Source organism: Corynebacterium sp., assembly GCF_022712195.1.
In the GTDB taxonomy this organism is placed as follows: domain Bacteria; phylum Actinomycetota; class Actinomycetes; order Mycobacteriales; family Mycobacteriaceae; genus Corynebacterium.
In genome coordinates this window covers 1-18,944 of the sequence record NZ_JALAGY010000049.1, presented here as the reverse complement: position 1 = coordinate 18,944, position 18,944 = coordinate 1, and the positions used below count along the sequence as shown (strand labels likewise).

At 70.7% G+C, this 18,944-nt stretch carries 15 protein-coding genes; 11 read left to right on the top strand and 4 right to left on the bottom strand.

What is annotated here, in order from left to right; all coding sequences use genetic code 11:
- The first annotated feature begins 51 nt into the window (after positions 1 to 51).
- From Q0A34_RS06015 to Q0A34_RS06000, 4 genes are all read left to right on the top strand, one after another.
- Positions 52 to 1,296, top strand: a complete 1,245-nt coding sequence (locus Q0A34_RS06015) for an alpha/beta fold hydrolase (protein ID WP_291479106.1) — start codon at positions 52 to 54, stop codon at positions 1,294 to 1,296.
- Between the two features lie 75 nt (positions 1,297 to 1,371).
- Positions 1,372 to 2,859 carry a basic amino acid/polyamine antiporter gene (locus Q0A34_RS06010; protein ID WP_291479105.1) on the top strand — a complete coding sequence of 496 codons (1,488 nt, stop codon included), beginning with the start codon at positions 1,372 to 1,374 and terminating at the stop codon, positions 2,857 to 2,859.
- Between the two features lie 36 nt (positions 2,860 to 2,895).
- Complete coding sequence (locus tag Q0A34_RS06005) at positions 2,896 to 3,807, top strand: PhzF family phenazine biosynthesis protein (RefSeq protein WP_291479104.1); 912 nt, start codon at positions 2,896 to 2,898, stop codon at positions 3,805 to 3,807.
- Positions 3,808 to 3,886: 79 nt separating this feature from the next.
- Complete coding sequence (locus Q0A34_RS06000) at positions 3,887 to 4,336, top strand: MmcQ/YjbR family DNA-binding protein (protein ID WP_291479103.1); 450 nt, start codon at positions 3,887 to 3,889, stop codon at positions 4,334 to 4,336.
- 10 nt (positions 4,337 to 4,346) lie between these two features.
- On the opposite strand, the gene Q0A34_RS05995 is transcribed toward Q0A34_RS06000, so the two are convergent.
- Both Q0A34_RS05995 and dnaJ read right to left on the bottom strand, forming a co-directional pair.
- Positions 4,347 to 4,823 (bottom strand): helix-turn-helix transcriptional regulator, encoded by a 477-nt coding sequence (locus Q0A34_RS05995; protein WP_291479102.1) that lies wholly within the window; start codon positions 4,821 to 4,823, stop codon positions 4,347 to 4,349.
- A 20-nt stretch (positions 4,824 to 4,843) separates the two neighbouring features.
- Positions 4,844 to 6,049, bottom strand: coding sequence for a molecular chaperone DnaJ (dnaJ, locus tag Q0A34_RS05990; protein ID WP_291479101.1), 1,206 nt, complete (start codon positions 6,047 to 6,049; stop codon positions 4,844 to 4,846).
- A gap of 190 nt (positions 6,050 to 6,239) precedes the next feature.
- On the opposite strand from dnaJ, the gene Q0A34_RS05985 reads away from it, so the two are divergent.
- Genes Q0A34_RS05985 through Q0A34_RS05975 form a run of 3 tightly spaced genes read left to right on the top strand, consistent with a single transcriptional unit; the run spans position 6,240 to position 11,354 of the window.
- Positions 6,240 to 7,313, top strand: a complete 1,074-nt coding sequence (locus tag Q0A34_RS05985) for a hypothetical protein (protein WP_291479100.1) — start codon at positions 6,240 to 6,242, stop codon at positions 7,311 to 7,313.
- 5 nt (positions 7,314 to 7,318) lie between these two features.
- On the top strand, positions 7,319 to 10,207 hold the full coding sequence (locus Q0A34_RS05980) for a hypothetical protein (protein WP_291479099.1): 2,889 nt from the start codon (positions 7,319 to 7,321) through the stop codon (positions 10,205 to 10,207).
- Positions 10,208 to 10,229: 22 nt separating this feature from the next.
- Positions 10,230 to 11,354, top strand: a complete 1,125-nt coding sequence (locus Q0A34_RS05975; protein WP_291479098.1) for a hypothetical protein — start codon at positions 10,230 to 10,232, stop codon at positions 11,352 to 11,354.
- Positions 11,355 to 11,454: 100 nt separating this feature from the next.
- Here the strand turns inward: Q0A34_RS05975 and grpE are convergent, their stop codons facing one another.
- Entirely contained in the window at positions 11,455 to 12,108 is a 654-nt protein-coding gene (grpE, locus tag Q0A34_RS05970; protein ID WP_291479097.1) for a nucleotide exchange factor GrpE, read from the bottom strand.
- Positions 12,109 to 12,110: 2 nt separating this feature from the next.
- Positions 12,111 to 13,967, bottom strand: coding sequence for a molecular chaperone DnaK (dnaK, locus tag Q0A34_RS05965; protein WP_291479096.1), 1,857 nt, complete (start codon positions 13,965 to 13,967; stop codon positions 12,111 to 12,113).
- Between the two features lie 198 nt (positions 13,968 to 14,165).
- On the opposite strand from dnaK, the gene Q0A34_RS05960 reads away from it, so the two are divergent.
- From Q0A34_RS05960 to Q0A34_RS05945, 4 genes are all read left to right on the top strand, one after another.
- Positions 14,166 to 15,113 (top strand): alpha/beta hydrolase, encoded by a 948-nt coding sequence (locus tag Q0A34_RS05960; RefSeq protein ID WP_291479095.1) that lies wholly within the window; start codon positions 14,166 to 14,168, stop codon positions 15,111 to 15,113.
- Between the two features lie 148 nt (positions 15,114 to 15,261).
- On the top strand, positions 15,262 to 16,440 hold the full coding sequence (locus Q0A34_RS05955; RefSeq protein WP_291479094.1) for a hypothetical protein: 1,179 nt from the start codon (positions 15,262 to 15,264) through the stop codon (positions 16,438 to 16,440).
- An 83-nt stretch (positions 16,441 to 16,523) separates the two neighbouring features.
- Positions 16,524 to 17,780 carry a pyridoxal phosphate-dependent aminotransferase gene (locus Q0A34_RS05950; protein ID WP_291479093.1) on the top strand — a complete coding sequence of 419 codons (1,257 nt, stop codon included), beginning with the start codon at positions 16,524 to 16,526 and terminating at the stop codon, positions 17,778 to 17,780.
- Between the two features lie 12 nt (positions 17,781 to 17,792).
- Positions 17,793 to 18,944: histidine kinase (locus Q0A34_RS05945; protein ID WP_291479092.1), on the top strand; the 1,152-nt coding region annotated here is incomplete at its 3' end.

The window sequence follows — 18,944 nt, the reverse complement described above, 5'->3', positions numbered from 1 at the left end:
CCCGGCTCCCCTGATTCCCCTGATTCCCCTGCCTCCGCCGACCCGCGCACCATCGAGGTCTACGCCCGCGAGTACGTCCCGGACGGCGGCGAGGACCGTCCCGCGCTGCTGTTCCTCCAGGGCGGCCCCGGCCACGGTGCGCCCCGTCCCGTCGCGGACGGTGACGGCGGCTCCCTGTCCGGCTGGCTGGGCGAGGCACTCCACCACTACCGGGTGATCCTGTTCGACCAGCGGGGAACCGGACGCTCCACCCCGGTCGACGTCGCCGCGCCCGAGGCTCTCGGCCCCACTCCCCGCGACCAGGCCGACTACCTCACCAGGCTGCGGGCCGACAGCATCGTCGAGGACGCCGAACTGCTCCGCCAGGCACTCGGCGAAGACCCGTGGTCGCTGCTGGGCCAGTCCTTCGGCGGATTCTGCATCACCACCTACCTCTCCCGCCGTCCCGAGGGCGTCCGCGAGGCGTTCTTCACCGGCGGTCTACCCGGCTACGTCAGCGACCCGCACACCCGGGTCGACGACATCTACCGGGCCACCTTCGCCAGGACCGCGGTACGCAACGACCGCTTCTACGCCCGCTTCCCGTGGGCGGAGCAGCGCGTGGCCGAGATCTGCCGGCACCTCGACGACACCGAGGAGACGCTGCCCACCGGTGAGCGCCTGACCTCCCGCAGGTTCCGCACCGTCGGCATGAACCTGGGACGTACCGGCGGCTTCGACATGCTGGCCTACCTGCTGGAGGACCCTTTCCGCAGTGTCCCCGGCAGTCCCGGCGCGGCGGGCCGCCGGCGGCTGCGCACCCCGTTCCTCACTGAGCTGTCCGGCCACCTCAGCGTGTCCGACGCCCCGCTGTACGCGGTGGCCCACGAGTCGATCTACGGCATCGACGGTGCCACGGACTGGTCGGCACACCGCATCCGTGAGGAGGTCCCCGGCTTCGGTGAGCACGCCGGACGCACGGGCGGCCCCCTCTACCTCACCGCCGAGCACTTCTTCCCCTGGCAGTTCGACGAGGACCCGGCCCTCCGCCCCTGGAAGTCCGTCGCCGACCTCCTCGCCGCGAAGGACGACTGGACGCCGCTCTACGACGCCGGGCAGCTGCGGAGCACGGAGGTGCCGACGGCTGCGGCGGTCTACCTCGACGACATCTTCGTCCCCTTCGAGCTGTCCATGGAGACCGCCGCGACGATCCGGGGCCTGCGTCCCCACGTCACCAACCGGTGGGAGCACAACGGCATCAGCCAGGACGGTGCCGCTATCCTGCGCCATCTGCACGCGCTGGTGAAAGATCACTGATCCGGGATACTCTGTCTCCCCGTGACTGACACCTCCACTGATCCCGGCACAGACCCCGGTACTGCCCCCGGCGCCCTGCCCCGACGGGACACCGTCCGCCTGCCGACGCTGGTCTCACTCATCGTCGGGTCGTGTGTGGGTGCCGGCATCTTCGCCCTGCCGCAGAACATCTCCGCCGTCGCCTCACCGGGTGCCGCGGTCATCGGCTGGGTCATCACCGGCATCGGCATGCTGTGCGTCGCCTTCGTCTTCCAGGCGTTGGCGCACCGCAAGCCGAACCTGGACTCCGGGGTGTACAGCTACGTCCGCGGCGGTCTGGGCGACTTCGTGGGCTTCGCCTCCGGCTGGGGGTACTGGCTGGGCAGCATCATCGCCCAGGTCGGCTACGCCACTCTCTTCTTCGGCTCACTCGGCCACTTCCTCCCGCTGTTCGCCGACGGTCAGTCACTGGTCCAGGCGTTCTTCGTCTCGGGGTTGAACTGGGTGATCTTCCTCGCGTTGTCACGCGGGGTGCGTCAGGCGGCGGTCCTCAACGTGGTCACCACCGCGGCGAAGCTGCTGCCGATCCTGGCGTTCCTGGGGATCCTGGTCTTCGCCGGGTTCCACACCGAGATCTTCACCGCGGACTTCTGGGGCTCGGCGGAGACCTTCGGGGACGACGCCGACCAGGCAGCCAGCCTGTCCGACCAGGTCAAGGGCATGATGCTGTTCACCGTGTGGGCCTTCATCGGTGTCGAGGGCGCCTCGACGTACTCCCGACGGGCACGGCGCCGCACGGACGTCTCCCTGGCGACACTGCTGGGCTTCCTCACGGTCTTCCTGCTGCTGGTGTCGGTGAGTTTCCTGTCCTACGGCGTCGCGCCCCGTGAGGAACTCGCCGCCATGGGCGACAACTCCATGGCGGAGGTCCTCGAGCTCGTCGTGGGCCCGTGGGGTGCGGGGCTGGTCTCCGTCGGCCTGTGCATCTCCGTGCTGGGCGCCTACGTGTCCTGGCAGATGCTGTGCGCCGAGCCGATCACCCTGATGGCGCAGGACGGGCTGCTCCCCCGCCGGCTCGGCTACGTCAACGGCCGTGGCGCCCCGGTGGTCGCCCAGCTGTTCTCCGCCGTGGTGATCCAGCTGTTCATCGTGGTCTTCTACCTCAACGAGTCCGCCTACACCACGATGGTGCAGCTGGCGACGTCGCTGTACCTGATCCCCTACCTGTTCTCCGCGCTGTACCTGGTGTTCCTGTGCACACGCGGCGAAGGGCTGGCACACCCCGACGCGGGGACGAAGTTCGACCTCTCGGGCCCGTCCGTGGACGCCCGGACGAACCGCCGGCACCTGCTCACCGGCACCTTGGCCTTCGTGTACTCACTGTGGCTGTTCTACGCGGCGGACGTGAAGTACGTGCTGATGGGGATGGTGCTCATCGTGCCGGGCATGGTCGCCTACGTCGTCACCCGGCGCCGCGCCGGGGGCCGGGTGTTCAACGCCTTCGAGTGGGTCATCGCCGTGGGGGTCACCGTGGCCGCGGCCGTCGCCGTGGTCCTCATCGCGCAGGGCACGCTGAGTCTGTGAGGCTCTCCCCGCACACCGCCGGATAGACTCCCGGTCATGGCCCACCACCGCTTCGCCCAGGTCGACGTCTTCTCCGAGCAGCCCTTCCGGGGAAACCCCGTCGCCGTGATCCTGGACGCCGACGACCTCACCACCGGGCAGATGCAGCGCATCGCACGCTGGACGAACCTGTCGGAGACCACGTTCATCCTGTCTCCCCCGGCCGGGGCCGCCGGCACCGCCGACTACCGGGTGCGGATCTTCACCCCGGGCGGGGAACTGCCGTTCGCCGGCCACCCGACCCTGGGCAGCGCCCACGCCTGGCTGGAGGCCGGCGGGACGCCCCGACGTGCCGGGGTGGTCGTCCAGGAGTGCGCGGCGGGCCTGGTGGACGTCCAGCACGACCCCGGGGCCGCCGCACCGCTGTCCTTCACCGCCCCGCCGACGACCCGGTCCGGCCCGCTGTCGGACGGGGACCTGGCCAGGGTGTGCACGGCGCTGCGCATCGACCGTTGCGCGGTGGTCGCCCACCAGTGGGTCGTCAACGGCCCGCAGTGGGCCGCGGTGCAGCTGGCGGACGCCCGGGACGTCCTGGCGCTGACCCCGGACTTCAGCACCGACGGTGACCTCGGCGACCTCGGCGACCTCGGCGACCTCTGTGACATCGGCGTCTTCGGGTTCTACGACCGGGCGGCACCGGACCGTCCGGCCGACATGGAGATCCGCGGCTTCACCCCGTCCGACGGCACCGGCGAGGACCCGGTGACCGGGTCACTCAACGCCTCGGTCGGACAGTGGCTGGTCCGCACCGGCGTGGTCCGGGAGCCCTACACCGCCGCCCAGGGCACTGTCCTGCAGCGCACCGGGCGGGTCCGGGTCACCCCGACCGGGGACGGCAACGTCCGGGTCGGCGGGGCCACCACCACCCTGTTCCACGGCACCGCGGAGATCCCCGCAGGTCGGCCGTAGAGCGCCGCCGACGGCCCGGTGGGGTACGTACCCTCGGAGGCGGACACACTCGTCGCCTATGTTCCGGGAGGTCAGCACCGTGGAAGACGCAACGGACGAGTCCGCGGGCACGTCCGGTGAGGCCCTGCAGGAGCGGGCCCGTGCCCGGGCACGGGAGCTCCCCGTGTCGGAGCTGACGCACCCCTTCGGACCGGACTGGGACGTCTACAAGGTCCGGGGCAACGTGTTCATGCTGCACACCGACGTCACCGGTGAGCCGATCGTGATCCTCAAGGCCACCCCGGAGGACAGCACGGCCCTCCGGCAGGAGTACCGGGACATCACACCCGGCTACCACATGAACAAGAGGCACTGGATCACGCTGCACCCCTCCGGGCATCTGCCGCCCGGGCTGGTCGACGAGCTCGTCACGGAGTCCTACCTGCTGGTGGTGGAGAAGATGCCGCGGGCCCGCCGCCCCGTCGACCCCGCGACCTTCGCGCGGGACGCCGCACAGGCGTTCGCGCGGGACGCCCGCACGGAAGGCTGAGGCTCCGCGGTCACCGGCCCGTGGACGTGCCGTCTCCCCCGTCACGGCCGCCTTCGCGTCCGCCGCGTCCCCGGCGGCGTCGCTGCTCCCACAGCACCACGGCGGTGGACCGGGGGACATGGACGATCTCGCCCCGGCGCCCGCCGCGTGCGGACTGGCCGGCGTCCTGCTCCGCGGCGGCGAGCCGCGACCGCAGGTCCTCGACCTCCTCCCTGAGGTCACGCACCTGGTTCTGCAGGTCGATGATCGCCTTGATGCCGGCGAGGTTCACCCCCTCGTCGTGGCTGAGCCGCTGGATCTCGCGCAGCTGCTCGATGTCGTCGCGGGAGTAGCGCCGTCCGCCACCGCTGGTACGTTCCGGCGAGACCAGACCCAACCTGTCGTAGGTGCGCAGGGTCTGCGCATGCATCCCCGTGATCTCCGCGGCGACGGAGATCACGAACACCTCCCGGGACTCGCCCGGCCCGTCTCCGTTCCTGTCACTCATCGTCAATCACCAGCTGCCCGTCAGTTCCCGGACCAGCCCGCACGGGGGTCGAAACCGGTCCGCTTCTCTTCCTCAGCGTAGTGACGCAGTGCACTGGCCGCGCCCTCGTCGAGGTTCTTCGGCACCGCGACCTTCACCGTGACCAGCAGATCGCCGGAGGCGCCGTTGCGCTTGGTCACGCCCCGGCCCCGGACCCGCAGGGTGGTGCCGTCGGCGGTGCCCGCCGGGATCTTCACCCGAACGCGGGTGTCCAGGGTCGGTACGGTGACTGCTCCGCCCAGGGCGAGCTCGGTGAAGCTGACCGGCACGGTCATCTTCAGGTCGTCGCCGCTGCGGGTGAACAGCTCGTCCGGCCGGACGTGCACGGTGACGAACAGGTCGCCGGCGGGACGTCCACGTTCCCCGGCCTCGCCCTGTCCGGCGAGCCGGACCTTCTGGCCGTCGACGACCCCGGCGGGCACGCGCACGGTGATGGTGCGGGTGCGGGTGATCCGTCCGGTCCCCTTGCAGTCCTTGCAGGGGTCCTCGATGCGGGTGCCGGTGCCGTTGCAGTCCGGGCAGGGCCGGGAGAAGCCGAAGGCACCGCGGTTCTCGGAGACCACGCCTGCACCGGAGCAGGTGCCGCACCGGGCGCTGGAGGTGCCCGGTGTCGCGCCGGAGCCGTGGCAGTTCGTGCAGGCCGCCGGGCTGGTCAGGCGGATCGGTACGGTGACGCCCTTGGTCGCCTCGCGGAAGTCCAGGGTGATCTCGGTCTCGACGTCCGCACCGCGGGTGCGTCGCTGGGTCCGTGTCCCGCCACCGCGGGGCGCGCCGGCGCCGCCGAACATGTCGCCGAAGACGTCACCGAATCCGCCGCCCCCGCCGCCGGCCCGGTTGAACAGGTCGCCGAGGTCGAATCCGTCGAATCCGCCCGCGCCCGCACCCGCACCGCCACCGGGCGCCCCGCCGAAGCCTCCGAAGCCGCCTCCCGGTGCGCCGTAGCCGCCGCTGGCGACCATCTGCTTGAGTTCGTCGTACTCGGCGCGCTTGTCCTTGTCGCCGAGGACGGAGTAGGCCTCGGAGGCGGTCTTGAACCTGCTCTCCGCCGCCGCGTCGCCCGGGTGTGCGTCAGGGTGGTTCTCCCGCGCGATCTTGCGGTACGCCTTCTTGATCTCGTCGGCGCTCGCGGTGGACGACACGCCGAGGTCGGCGTAGTAGTCCTTGTCGATCCACTCCTTCTGGGCCACCTGGTTCCTCTCTTCCTGAACAGTCCCGGTCGTGCCGGGTCTCCGGTCGTCTTCTGTCTCTCCGGGGGGCCGCCACCACTGTCCGCGGATCCCGGAACCCTCTCATGAAACTTGAGCCTATCACGCTAAGGTCTATCTCCTGCAACGCACGGCAGGCCACCGGCATTCCCGACTGTTAGGGTAGATTCCCATGTTCTCCAGAGCCGGCCGGAAGCGCCCCACCCCACGGCGGGTCGTCGACCCGGAGACACCCGACACGATGTTCCCCCACCTGCCCCGATGGCGCGCCGACCTGCTGCGCGAGGAGACGATGCGGCACCTCCACGCCGAAGGCTTCGACACCTCCTGGCGCCCTGACGGCCGCATCCGCGCCACCCCCGCCGGGCAGGACGGTCCGGGGCAGCAGGACGGCACGGGGGCACCGGGCACCCGGCCGTACCGCCTCATCCGGCTGGACGCGCTCTCCCACCGGGTCACCGCGGCCCCTTACGCCCTCTCCGGGGAGATCACGGACCTGGTGCACGACTTCCTCACGGGCGTGCTCACCGAGGTGGACGCCGCGGACCTCACCGGCGCCGAGTTCCTCCGCCGGCTGCGCGTCCGGCTCGTCCCGCCCGGCACCCTGGACGCCACACCCGGCACCGTCGACGACGCCTCCCGTGAGTTCACCGGCGACCTCCACGTCTCCCTGTCCCTGAACCACACCGACCACGCCGGCGGCACCGGTGGCACAGGCGGTGCGACCACCCTCGACGACCGGGCGCTCGCCGCCCACGGCACCGCCACCGCCGACGAGCTCGCCGACCTCTACCGCGTCGGCTACCGGAACACCTGGCAGGACCTCCACGACGCCGCGGTCGAGGTGGACACCGTCGACGAGGTCCCCGGCGCGCCCCTCCACGTCATCGGCTCCGACTGTGCCTACCTCGCCAGCGCCCCGCTGTTCATCGACGACCTGCTGCCCCGCTGGCTGCCCGGGGTCGACGTCTCCTGCGGTGTCATCGTCGCCGTGCCGCACCCGCGGATGATGCTGGTCCGCGAGGTCACCACCGGCCAGGACCTGCTGGACGGCATCAACACCATGACCGCGGTCGCCCTGACACAGCTCACCGCCGACCCCGACCCACTCACCGCCCGGCTCCACCAGGCGCACGACGGGGAGTTCCGCGTGTTCACCGACGTCACCACCGACGGGGACGGTCAGCAGATACTCCAGGTCGACCCCGACAACTACCTGCTCTCCCGGCTGGAGAGCGAGAACTGACCACGGTGAAGAAGAAGACGGTGAAGAACAACAGAACATCAGGGCCCACGCAGAACCCCCGGGGGACGCGTCGGGGGATCAGCCGCCGGGGCTTCCTCATCGGCGGCGCCGGAGTGCTCGGCGCCGGTGCGGTCATCGGCGGTGGCGCCGTGCTGCGCAACCGCGGCACCGGGTCGGAGGGGCTGCCCCGTGCGGTGGACCCCGGGCCCCTGCAGCTGCAGGTCGGCGACGACGACCACCCCGGACGGGTCACCGTGGTGACCGCCGCCGGACGTGAACTGGTCCACTTCGACGGGTACCGGTTGACCGGCTCGGTGGGGACCCGCGGTGCCACCGTCGACGACCCGGGTGGCGGCCGGCCGGGGTCGGGGCCGGTGCGCGTCGACTTCGAGGTGACCGACCCGGACTACACCGCCGCGGTGACCTACCGTGCCGAGGGTGGACGGGTCACCGCCGACTGGGAGTTCACCGCCCCCGGCGACGGGACGGACTCCGAGGGCCGTCCCCTGCTGCGGGGCGGGCGGGTCTACCGCACCCTCGTCGACGCACGCGACACCACCGAACTCCACGTCCCCGCCAGCCGGTGGGTACGTGACCCCGACGGCGGCGTCCCCGTCCAGGAACGGGTCGCCGAACTGAACTTCATCGAGTGGGACGTCCCCGACAACGAAGGGGACGGCGGGGACGGTGGAGATGACGGCGGCGAGGCACGCCTCTACGGCTGCCTCACCGCCGTCGACAGCATGTCGGCCAGCAGCACGACCCTGCACGCCGCACCCCGCCGCGAGTCCGACGACGGTGTCTGGCGTGCCCGCCTCGAGTTCCGCGCCGACCCCACCGTCGGTGAGGCCCGCGCCCTCGTCGACGACGGACGGCCCCTGCTCGCCGGCGCGGTGCTGGGGACCACCGGACTGCCGGACCCCACCGTCGACATCACCGGCGACTCCACCTACAACGTCTACCCGGAAGGTGGCCCGCACACGTTCACCGTCGGTCTCGCGGGAGCGGCCCGGGGCACCGGGACCAGCGTCGAGGTCACCGCCTACGACTTCGACGGCAACGGCATCCACCGCTCACGTCACGAGGTGGCCGTCCCTCCGGGCGTCGGGCACGTCGACACCGCGGTGACCGTCGACCTCCCCGGCCCCCGGTCCTGGTGCGCACTCGAGGTGAGCTGCGCCGACTCCTTCGCCCGTACCGCCGCCGCCGTCTGGCCCGAGCACGACTTCGGGCCGGCCGACCGGTCCATCGTCGGACTCGGCGGCTTCGCCTCCACGCCGTCGCCCGGCAGCGCCCAGAGCCCGGGCCTGGAGTCCCGCGACGCCGAACGTGCCCTGTGGCGCCGCCTCGGCGTGCGGCACCTGCGCAACCCCTGGCTCACCGCCGACGAGGCCCACGACCTGGGGATCAGCACCGCCGCCCAACCGTCCGGCTCCCCGGGGAAGTTCGACGACCCCTCCGACGGCGGGGAGAGCTTCAGCGAATGGGCGCAGAACGCCCTCGACCGGGGTGAGGCCGCCGGGGCCGCCCACTACGAGCTCCTCAACGAGTGGAGCCTCGCCGGCGCCGACACCGTGGAACTCGCCACCGAGTACACCGAGCAGTGGCTGATCCCCTTCCGCGCCGAGATGGACCGGCGCGGCACCGACGCCGCCCTGCTGGCCATGCCCCTGGCCGGCTGGGACGCGGAGTTCCTCGACACCGTCCGTGAGCGGAAGGGCTGGAACCTCCTCGACGGCATCGCCGAGCACGCCGGCCGCGGCAACTACGTCCCGGACTACGACGGCGGGAAGTGGAACTTCCTCGGTCAGGTGCGCACCGCCCGCGCCTACCTGGACGGCCACGCCACCGACGACGACTCCCCCACCCAGCTGTGGCTCACCGAGACCTACGCCTGCACCCGCCCCAACGCCTGGTGGTACGACGACGAGCGCACCGCCGCGGACTCCGTCCTGCTCACGCTCATGCTCGCCAGAGCGGAAGGGGTCACCGGGGTGCACTGGTTCCAGCTCGCCGACGGGCTGTGGCACGACAAGTACGGGGTCAACCCCACCGAGTCCGAGTACCACTACGGTCTGCTGCACGTGGACCGCTCCCCGAAGCCCTCCCTGCCCGCCTTCGCCTTCGCCGCGGAGATGCTCGACGGGGCGGAGTTCCTCGGCTGGGTGGAGTCGCCGCACCCCGACCTCCGGGGGCTGCGGTTCTCCCGTGGCGGCTCAGGCGACTCAGGCGACTCAGGCGGCTCAGGCGGCTCAGGCGACCCGGACGGAGCCGTCTTCTGGGTGCTCTGGAGCAGACAGGACGGCTACCTCAACCACGCCGCGCACGGGACGGACAGCCACTTCCCCCACCCCGAACCGTGGATCCCGCCGGACGGGGCGTCCCTGCAGGTCACCGTGCCCGGTGTGGAGACCTGCCGGGACGTGCTCGGACGCGACCTGCCCGTCGACGGCGGCACGGTCACCGTCACCGGGTCCCCGGTGGTGCTGACCGGGAACATCGACCACGGACTGGCGGGCCCCGGTGACGGCGACGTCGAAGGCACCCCGAGCATCGCCCTGACCGGGGTCACCGCACGGCGCGGCGACTCCCCCGGCACGCTCGTCGTGGAGGGCGTGAACGACACCGGCGGGCGGCTGGGACTCCGGGTGACCGGACGCCAGGTCCGCGGCGTCGTCGGCGAGTCCTCGCTCATCGTCGGGCAGGGCAGGTTCTCCGAGACCGTGGAGATGGGCGACGCGATGCCGGAGGACTCGGAGTCGCCGTCCGCCTCCGCCGTCGGCGCCCGGGCAGGACGCCCACAGGTCCGGATCATGGCGCAGCGCCGGGAGAAGGTCACCCCGTCGGCCGCCGAGGAGCAGGCCTACAGGGCGGAGTACTACCGCACCGTGTGACCGGCCGATAGTGTAGACAGGCATGTTCTTCCGAAACGGCAGGAAAAGCCGCGCCACACGGCGGGACGCCGACCCCACCGCACCGGACGGGATGTTCCCCCACCTCCCGCGGCACCGGGCGGACTTCCTGCGCCAGCAGACCCTGCGCCTGCTCGACGACGAGGGTTACGACACCACCCTGCGCCCCGACGCCGTCGTCGAGGCCAGGTACGTCGCGCCGCCCGCGCACCCCTCCGCGTCCCCGGATCCGGCGACGCTGTTCATCGCCCTGGAGCCGCTCTCCCTGCAGCTCGCCGACGCCGGCGCGCACGCCAGCGGGTCCGAACTCCTCGAACTGATCCGTCGCCACCTCCGGCGGCACACCACCACCGCACCCGCGTCCTCCTCCCGTCCCGGCCCGGCGGAGCTCTCCGACGCCGACTTCCTGCGCCACCTGCGCATCCGCCTGACCACGGACGCCACGCTCGCGGCCATGTCGGGGTCCTTCGACGACGCGTCCCGCGCGCTCGCCGGTGACCTGCACGTCTCCCTGGTGCTCGACACCCCGGACAGTGTGGTCGTGCTCGACGACTCCGCCCTGGCCGCTCACGGCACGGCGACCGCCGGGGAGCTCGCCGACCTCTACCGCGTCGGTTACCGCAACACCTGGCAGGAGCTCAGCGAGAGCGACGTCAGGTCCACACCGGTCCGGGAGTTCGACCCCGGGACCGGGCAGGGCCACGGGATGGGCTCAGGACGGGGTACCGGTCGGGGCGCAGTGCACGCCGCCGACCCCGCCGCACGCTACTGGACGATGGAGTCCGACTCGTTCTTCCACACCAGCGCGCTCGAGTTCCTCGACGAGCTGCTTCCCTACTGGGTACCGGGGCTGGACACCGGCGACGGGGTCATCGTCGCCGTCCCGCACCGTCACCTGATGCTGGTGCGCGAGGTCAGCACCGGACAGGACCTGCTGGAGGGGGTGAAGGCCATGAGCGCGGCCGCACTGGACCGGCACGGCAGCAGGCCGGGCCCGCTCAGCCCGCGGCTGTTCCTGCGCCACGACGGGGCCACCACCGCGTTCACCGAGGTCACGACGAACGCCGAGGGGCGCCAGGTGGTCACCATCCGGCCGGACGCTTACCTGGCCTCCCGTCTGGAGTCCTGAGCGCGCCGACACCGCGCAGAAAAGGTCTCCGCCCGTGCACACCTTCCGAGGGAAGAACGTGCACGGGCGGAGACCTTTTTCCGGGGTACCGCCCTACCGCCTAGCGGTCGGCGATGACCACCATGGCGGTGCGCAGGACGCGGTCGCCCAGGCGGTAGCCCTTGCGCAGGACGGTTCCCACGGCCTTGTCGTCACCGCTGGAGGTGTCCTGCACGGCCTCGTGCTTCGACGGGTCGAACTCGTCGCCTTCAGCGCCGAAGGTCTCGACCTTCAGGCCGGCGAGCACACCGTCGAGCTTGTCGGCCACGGCCTTGAGCGGGCCCTTCAGGTCGCCGTGCTGTTCGGCGAGGTCGAGGTCGTCGCGGATGGGCAGCAGGGCAGCCGCCACGTCGGCCTTGGCCGCCTCTCCGATGCCCACGCGGTCCCGCTCGGTACGGCGACGGTAGTTCGCGTACTCGGCGGTGACACGCTGCAGGTCAGCGGTGCGCTCGGCGAGCTGGGCCTCCGCGTCGGAGAGCTCACCGGAGCCGTCGATGTCGGCGTCGGCGGTCTCGGCGACACTGTCCTCGGAGTCACCGGCGAGTGCCTCGGTGGCCTCCTCGGCCGCTTCCTCTGCCTCGACGGTCTCGGCGTCGACGGCACCGTCGGCACCCTCGGCGTCGACGACGGCGTCCTCTTCCGGGGTGGTCTCGGCCAGGTCCGGCGAGGTGTACTCCTCGTCGGTCACGGCCGGGTCACCGGGGTTGTCGGGCATCGTCACTTGGAATCATCTCCGGACTTGTTCTCGTCCTCGTCGACGACCTCGGCGTCGACGACGTCGTCGTCGGCAGCGCCTTCAGCGCCCTCGGCGCCCTCAGCGTTGGCGGCCTCGGCCTCGTAGATGGCCTTGCCCATCTCCTGGCTCTCGGCGGACAGCTTCTCGACGGCGTCCTTGACGGCCTCGATGTCGTCGCCCTTGAGTGCCTCGTCGACCGCGGCGGCGGCCTCCTCGACCTTGGTCTTGGTCTCCTCGGAGACCTTGTCCTCGCTCTCGGAGAGGAACTTGCGGGTCTGGTAGGCCATGGACTCGGCGGAGTTGCGGACCTCCTGCTCCTCGCGGCGCTTCTTGTCCTCCTCGGCGTGTGCCTCGGCGTCCTTGACCATCTGGTCGATCTCCTCCTGGGACAGACCGGAGCCGTCCTGGATGGTGATCGAGGTCTCCTTGCCGGTGCCCTTGTCCTTGGCGGTGACGTGCACGATGCCGTTGGCGTCGATGTCGAAGGTGACCTCGATCTGCGGCACACCGCGCGGGGCCGGGGCGATGCCGCCGAGCTCGAAGGAGCCGAGCAGCTTGTTCTGCTGGGCCATCTCGCGCTCACCCTGGAAGACCTGGATCTGCACGGAGGGCTGGGAGTCCTCGGCGGTGGTGAAGGTCTCCGACCGCTTGGTCGGGATGGTGGTGTTGCGCTCGATGAGCTTGGTCATCACTCCGCCCTTGGTCTCGATGCCGAGGGACAGCGGGGTGACGTCGAGCAGCAGCACGTCCTTGACCTCACCGCGCAGGACGCCGGCCTGCAGGGCGGCGCCGACGGCGACGACCTCGTCCGGGTTGACGCCCTTGTTCGGCTCCTTGCCGCCGGTCAGTTCCTTGACCAGCTCGGAGACGGCGGGCATGCGGGTGGAGCCGCCGACGAGCACGACGTGCTCGATCTCGTTGACGGAGATGTCGGCGTCCTTCAGCACCGCCTCGAAGGGCTTCTTCGTGCGGTCGAGGAGGTCCTGGGTGATGCGCTGGAACTCGGTGCGCGACAGGGTCTCGTCGAGGAACAGCGGGTTCTTGTCCTGGTCGACGGTGATGTACGGCAGGTTGATGCTGGCCTGCTGGGAGCTGGACAGCTCGATCTTGGCCTTCTCCGCCGCCTCACGCAGACGCTGCAGGGCCATCTTGTCCTTGGACAGGTCGACACCGTTGGCGGTCTTGAACTTCTCGACGAGCCAGTCGACGATGCGCTGGTCCCAGTCGTCGCCGCCGAGGGAGTTGTCGCCGGAGGTGGCGCGCACCTCGACGACACCGTCGCCGATCTCCAGCAGGGAGACGTCGAAGGTACCGCCACCGAGGTCGAAGACCAGGATGGTCTGCTCCTTGTCGCCCTTCTCCAGGCCGTACGCCAGGGCGGCCGCGGTGGGCTCGTTGACGATACGCAGGACGTTCAGGCCGGCGATCTGGCCGGCGTCCTTGGTGGCCTGGCGCTGTGCGTCGTTGAAGTAGGCCGGCACGGTGATGACCGCGTCGGTGACGTCCTCACCGAGGTAGGACTCGGCGTCCCTCTTGAGCTTCTGGAGGGTACGGGCGGAGATCTCCTGGGCGGTGTACTTCTTGCCGTCGATCTCGCTGGTGGTCCAGCTGTCGTCGCCGATGTGGCGCTTGACGGAGCGGATGGTGCGGTCGACGTTGGTGACCGCCTGGTTCTTCGCGGACTGACCGACGAGCACTTCACCGTTCTTGGCGAAGGCGACGATCGACGGGGTGGTCCGGGCGCCTTCAGAGTTGGCGATGACGGTGGCCTCGCCACCTTCGAGCACGCTGACGACCGAGTTGGTGGTTCCCAGGTCGATACCGACTGCACGTCCCATGATGACTTCCTCCTGCTGTTCTTGAGCTTGTTAAGTGAGCCGCGCTCAAGTCTGCACCTGACGTTCCGAGGTGTCAACCTGAGTTGAGTGCTTGCGACTCAATGTCTGACATACCGTACAACCCGCGACCCCGGAAAGTTGTTCCCGATCCGCTCAACTTTTTCTGGACAGCCGTCCGCTCCCCTAGGATCGACGTCCATGAGCCTGCAGATGCGCCTCCTCGCCGCCCTCCCCGGACGTGCCGGGAATTCCCGGCGGGCGGCCTGGTCGTCCGCCGCGAAGGTCCGCGACCTGATGGGCCGGCCGCACCCCTCGGCACCGGTCCCCCACGAGCTCTACCAGGTCAACCATGTGGTCAAGGACACCGTCGCCACCACCGACGGCGAGTTCACCGTCCACAGCCTGGTGCCGGCCACCGACGCCCCACGGGACACCCCGCTGGACATCTGCCTCTACGTCCACGGCGGCGGCTACGTGCACGGCCTGGACACCCCGCACTGGACCTTCATCAGCGACATCGCCGGGTCCGGGATGAAGGTCGTCGTCCCGGACTACGGCCTGGCGCCGGAGTACGAGGCCACCGCCGCGGCGCGCCTGCTCGACACCGTCCTGGACCGCGCGGTCGCCGAGGCCGACGCCTCCGGCCTGCGCATCAGCCTCGCCGCCGACTCCGCCGGCGCCGGACTCGCCCTGGGGTGGATGCTGGACCGCCTGGACCGTGAGCGCACCTCCGCCTCCGCCTCCTCCACGGCGTCACCGGTACGGCGGATCGACCGGGTCGTCCTGATCTCCCCCTGGCTCGACGCCACCTGCGGCAGCCCCGGCACCGACGACCTCGTCGACGCCGACCCCTGGCTGCACCCCGACGCGCTGCGCGTGGCCGGCGAGGCGTGGGGACGTCGGGCGGGCGTCGGGTCCGTCCTGGTCAGCCCACTGAAAGCGTCGGACGACCTGCTGGCGTCCCTGCCGCCTCTGCACACCTGGAGCGGCACACGGGACATCCTGCACGCGGACGCCGCACTGCTCGCCGGGCGTACCGGGTGCACCACCACCGTCGTCGACGGCGCACTGCACAACTTCCCGTTGCTGCGCACCCCCGAAGGCAGGACGGCGCGCGCAGAGATCATCGCCCAGCTGGCGTCCTGACCCCTCCAGCCCCACACGTCACAGCGACACGACGGACGCCGTCGGGGATTAGTGTGAGGGTCTCCGGGGGCTAGAATGGACGCGACCGTTCCATGCGCCGGTGCCGCTCGGCACGCCGCAGAACCGTGTGACGAAATGAAGAGACCAGATGAGTAACCCCTCAGACCCCCACCGCCACCACGGTGCCGACCTCCCGCGCGACACCGACGCGTTCGAGGACACCGAGTTCTCCATGGGCACGCCCGGGGGCGGCCCGGAGACGTCCGACGCCGGTGCCGCGCGCCCCTCGGCGGGCGGCTCCGACGAGCCCCGGGGGTACGAGGGTTACGACGCCGAGATCGCAGAGGGCACCGAGGGCACAGGGGGCACCGGCGACAGCCAGGACGGCCGCGAGGTCATCGACGCCGAGTCGACGGAGGTGACCGACGAGGCCGGGGCACCCGATGAACCGTTGGGTTCAGCCCGCGACCCCGAGGTCACCGGCATCATCCCGGTCGTCAACGACGACCGCATCTCCGAACACGAGCAGAAGCTCAGGGACGACGCCGCGACCGGCGTCCTGCCCACGGCCGCGGCAGCAGGCGCCGGGGCCGCAGCGGCCGGTGCAGCAGCCGGTGCATCCGGTGCCGCCGGCGCCTCAACTGACGGCTCCGCCACCGGCGGTGACGGCAGCGGCAGCGGCGACGGCGACGGCGGATCCGGGTCTGACGGCCCGCCGCCCGCCAGCGGCCCGCGCCCCCGGTACGCCCAGTTCCCCGCCTGGGGGTGGATCCTCGTCATCGGCGTGGGGCTGTCGGTGGTCGGCGCCGCCACTGCCGTCGCACTGATGCGGACCGGTGACGGCGAGGAACGGCACTCCCCGTACTCCAGCGTCGTCCCTAGCTACCCCCGGCCCGAGGCGTGGGACTCCAGCAATCCCATCCCCACCGCCCAGCCGAACAACAGTGCCGGCTCGGGCTACTACGAGCCGGAGGCCGACGAGCCCGAGGAGTACACCCCGTCCACCCCGGAGGAGACCGAGGACGCCGCACCGTCCAGCCGCGCGCCCGCCCCCAGTGAACCGAACCCCGGTGACAACGGGAACGGCAACGGCAACAACGGCGGCGGGAACGGCAACGGCGGTGGTGGCAACCAGACCACCCCGGGCGACGGCGGTAACGGCGGTGCCGGAAACGGCGGCGGAGGCAACGGCAACAACGGTGGCGCCGGCGGAGGTGGCGGCACCGGCGGCACCGGTGGCAACGGTGGCAACGGAGGAACCGACGGCGGTGACGGCAACGGAGGTACCGACGGCGGCGACGGCCCCGACGGCGGTACCGAGGACTGACCGACACCGGATATTCCGGTCGGTGACGGCCAGTTCGGGCACTCGGCTGTCACCACGGCAGGGCGACTGGCACAATTGCTGGAATGAGCACTGAAGAGAAGAACGCGACGGGGACCCGGCAGCCTCGCCCGCTGGACCAGTCGACGAAGCTCCAGAACGTCCTCTACGAGATCCGCGGCCCGGTCAACGCCGAGGCGGAACGGATGGAGGCGGACGGCCACCGCATCCTCAAGCTCAACACCGGCAATCCGGCGGCCTTCGGTTTCGACGCCCCGGACACGATCGTGCAGGACATGATCGCCGCCCTGCCCTACGCGCAGGGGTACTCGCAGTCGAAGGGGATCCCGTCCGCCCGCCGCGCCATCGTCGCGCGTTACGAGGTGGTCCCGGGCTTCCCGTCCTTCGACATGGACGACGTCTTCATCGGCAACGGCGTCTCCGAGCTGATCACCATGACCACCCAGGCCCTGCTCAACGACGGCGACGAGGTGCTCATCCCCGCGCCGGACTACCCGCTGTGGACCGCGGCGACGACCCTCTCCGGCGGCAAGCCGGTGCACTACCTCTGCGACGAGGAGGACGACTGGGCGCCGTCGATCGAGGACATCGAGTCGAAGATCACCGAACGTACCAAGGCGATCGTGATCATCAACCCGAACAACCCCACCGGCGCGGTGTACAGCCGCGAGGTCGTGCAGAAGATCGTCGACATCGCCCGTGAGCACTCCCTGCTGCTGCTCTCCGACGAGATCTACGACAAGATCCTCTACGACGACGCCGTGCACGTGAACACGGCGTCCCTCGCCCCCGACCTGCTGTGCATCACCTTCAACGGCCTCTCCAAGGCCTACCGTGTCGCCGGCTACCGGGCCGGCTGGGCCGTGATCACCGGGCCGAAGGAACACGCGAAGGGCTTCATCGAGGGCCTCACACTGCTGGCGTCCACCCGGCTGTGCGCCAACGTCCCGGCCCAGTACGGCATCCAGGTGGCGCTGTCGGGACGGCAGTCGATCGACGACCTGGTGCTGCCCGGCGGCCGCCTGCTGGAACAGCGTAACACCGCGTACACCAAGTTGAACGAGATCCCCGGGATCAGCGTGGTCAAGCCGATGGGTGCGCTGTACGCCTTCCCGAAGATCGACCCCGAGGTCCACGAGATCCACGACGACGAGCAGTTCATGTTCGACCTGCTGCGCTCCGAGAAGATCCAGATGGTGCAGGGGACCGGCATGAACTGGCCGTCCCCCGACCACTTCCGGGTGGTCACCCTGCCGTGGAAGCAGGACCTCGCCGAGGCGATCGAACGGCTGGGGAACTTCCTGTCCTCCTACAGGCAGTAGGACGCCCCTGACGTGAACGCCAGTACCCGGACGCCTCACCGTCCCCGTCGGCTGCTGCCTTTCCTGCGCACCCGGCGGATCACGCAGCTCGGCGTGGTCGAGACGGTCCTGGCCGTCGCCCTCACACTCTTCGAACTGCTCGAGATCCCCGACGCGGTCCCCCTCGGCACCGCTGTGATCGCGGGGCTCACCCTCGTCGTCGTCGCCGGAACCGCCAGGTTCCCGGTCGCCGCGTCGATGCTGTCGCTGCTGCTGGTGCTCGCCACCTTCGCCATCGACGGGGTCGTGCCGCTGTACTCGATCTTCTTCACGATGCTGATCGTGGAGATCGTCGCCGCCAGCGGGCAGATCCTGCTCGGCGGTTTCCTGGTGTGCGCCCACTGGGTGCTCGCCGCCATCGACCCGGAGGCGGCGGCCCTCTCCACCGACATCACCGCGCTCACCCTCGTGGCCGTCATGCTCGCCGCAGCGTTCCTGATCGGGTGGTCACGGGCGAACTACGGCCGGCAACAGGAGAAGCTCCGGGAGTCCCTGGCCGAACAGGAGCGCCAACAGCGGCTGGAGCTGGCCCGCGAACTGCACGACTCCGTCGCCACGTCGCTGACCAGCGTCGTCATGCAGGCGCAGGCCCTGACGCTGCTCCCGCCGGATGACGGGACGAGCCACCGGGACGGCCTCGAGCACATCTCGGAGTCGTCCCGCGAGGCGCTGTCCAACCTGCGGACGATGCTGCACCTGCTCAACGAGCAGCCGAACCGCGTCTGCTTCCGCACCCGGGTCGCCAGCCCGCCCCTGGACGTCGCCGTCGCGACGATGCAGCAGGAACTCGAGGCCCACTCACTGGAGATGTGCTCGACGATCGACCTGCCGGCGGACATCGCCGCCGTGGTGAACGCACCGGACGCCCCCGACAGCCCTCCCGGGGTCGCCGGGGGCGGCGGGGAGGGCGCGCCGTGGATCGACCGGGACACCGTCGTCAAGGTCCTGACGGAGATGACCTCCAACGCGGCGAAGCACGCCACACCGCACTCCACGGTGGTCCTGCACTGCGGTGTTCAGGACGGGGATTTCGTGGTCACCATGACCAACCCCCTGCCACCACACGCCGACGGGGCGACGGCCACCCCCGCCGACCGGGTGACGTCGAGCGGGATGGGGGTGGGT